Annotated in this window: 2 protein-coding genes and 1 pseudogene; 1 reads left to right on the top strand and 2 read right to left on the bottom strand. The window is 33.4% G+C overall.

Translation table 11 applies throughout. From position 1 onward, the window contains the following. On the bottom strand, positions 1–278 hold a 278-nt coding region (locus HZY94_RS05795), incomplete at its 3' end, for an AAA family ATPase (protein WP_179925399.1). Between the two features lie 105 nt (positions 279–383). Beyond that, positions 384–1,421: pseudogene (locus tag HZY94_RS05790) on the bottom strand (restriction endonuclease subunit S); the annotation flags it as partial. 260 nt (positions 1,422–1,681) lie between these two features. On the opposite strand from HZY94_RS05790, the gene HZY94_RS05785 reads away from it, so the two are divergent. After that, positions 1,682–1,854: helix-turn-helix domain-containing protein (locus HZY94_RS05785; RefSeq protein WP_179925398.1), on the top strand; the 173-nt coding region annotated here is incomplete at its 3' end.

Genomic DNA, 1,854 nt, shown 5'->3' with positions numbered 1-1,854 from the left:
ATTTTAGAAATAATATTTTGAGAATCTAGGTCTGACACATGATCTGTAATATCAATTTCCAAACAAATCTCTATTTCACGATTGATATCTTTTTGAAAAAAATCAGTTTCCTGAAAGCCTTTATCTCGGATCTTCCTATCCAAAAGAAATCTAAATGCATGTAGTAAATTGGTTTTACCAACATCATTCATTCCAAAGACAACATTTTTATTGGATAACTCAATAGAAATATCTTCAAAATTTCTAAAATTTTTGATTGAGAGAGTCTTTAACTTCATAAAATGCCTTTCTAACTATACAGGATAGCAAGTCGAGAACAATACCAGGATACTCTATGAAAACCTAACACCGTAATAAAAGATAAATCAAAAAAATCTAGCTACCTACACTTTTACCTGACCATTCATCAGCATTGGTAGCAACCAATCACGCAATTGAATAAGTTCTTGGTTTTGAAATTTATTCTTTAAAATGGTTTCCATAGTAGGCATATAAAAGTCTATGAATCGATTAACTACCTCGCTATTAAACGGTGAGGCTATGCTGTTAACATCGTTAATTGTAATATACTTAATAATAGATCCATTTGATCCTTTTCTCAATTTCTCAACAGACTGCAAACAAGCTAGATACATAAAAATCAACATTTCATCATCATCACTTTGAATAACATAAGTTCGTTGATAAGCCTCAAACTTTCCATCAGTAAAATTCACATAGAAATTACCATTTCCAGCAATTAAAATTGCTTTACCTTCAAAAGAAAACTCATTTGCTTTTATAGGCTTATCTGCAGTCGTCCAAAAATCATACTCCCCATTTTCAGTTCCAAAGTTAGCATCACGTTTTCCTGTGACAACTTTAAAACTATTCAACTTCTCCACTCCCCATCCTTCTGGAATCTCCCGATTCAACTCTTCGTTATAGACCATCTTACCACCAGAGGACTTATAGGGTCGACCCTTTTCATCAGGAAAATCAAACTGGACAAACCAATAGTCATAAAGCATTTTGGCCATAGCTTCTAATTCTTGATTGATTTGGTTATTAATCAAAATTTTATTATCTATACTTGATAATAATCTAACAATTTTATCCTGATATCCTTTGTCAGGAACTCTAATCCTCATCTTTGTCAAATAATCAATATTGATATTATCCTGAATACTTCCACTTGCTGATTTTTGAACCTCTCTCTTTATATATTCAAAGAGATAGTATACAAATATTTCGCTACTTTTTTCAGGATCTGCATTAAAGCCAACAATACTATCTGGAAAACACATTGGATACGACAAAATTCCTGTTTCTGCAATATTAGCTGCTATTGTGATACACAATGTCCCAGCGGGCCAAAGTTTACTCTGCTCTAACCCAAATTCATTATAAAATGCTTCATTTTTCGTTATATAAAGATTAGCCAAAAATTTTAAAATGAAGTTAGCCACCCATCCTATCTGCTAGATAAGTACTACAACTCATTCTGATGAGTTGTCTGATTTCATTTGATAATAGGTTTGGAGCTGTTAGGCTAATTGGCCAAGGCTAATGATAGCCTTGGTTTAGCCCTCAAAACAGCTTCAAAAGTCCCTGTTGTCAAATGAAATCCTTTTGTAAGGTATAAGAAAACACCTCCGTGCTATACTTGTTGTTCACCACAAACAAAAGGAAGGGCACAGAGATGCAAAACAATTATACAACAAAAGGAAAACATTTGACAATTAATGATCGTCGCTACATTGAACGATGGAACAAAGAAGGAAAATCCAATCGAGAAATTGCTCGCCTACTTGGAAGAGCTCCTCAAACAATCAATAACGAAATCAAGCGAGGGCAAGTCGTACAACAAGTGAG

Origin of the sequence: Streptococcus danieliae (assembly GCF_013415245.1) — a bacterium.
Taxonomy (GTDB): Bacteria; Bacillota; Bacilli; order Lactobacillales; family Streptococcaceae; genus Streptococcus; species Streptococcus danieliae_A.
Note: the sequence above shows the minus strand (reverse complement) of the source record. Positions and strands in the feature narration are given on the sequence as shown.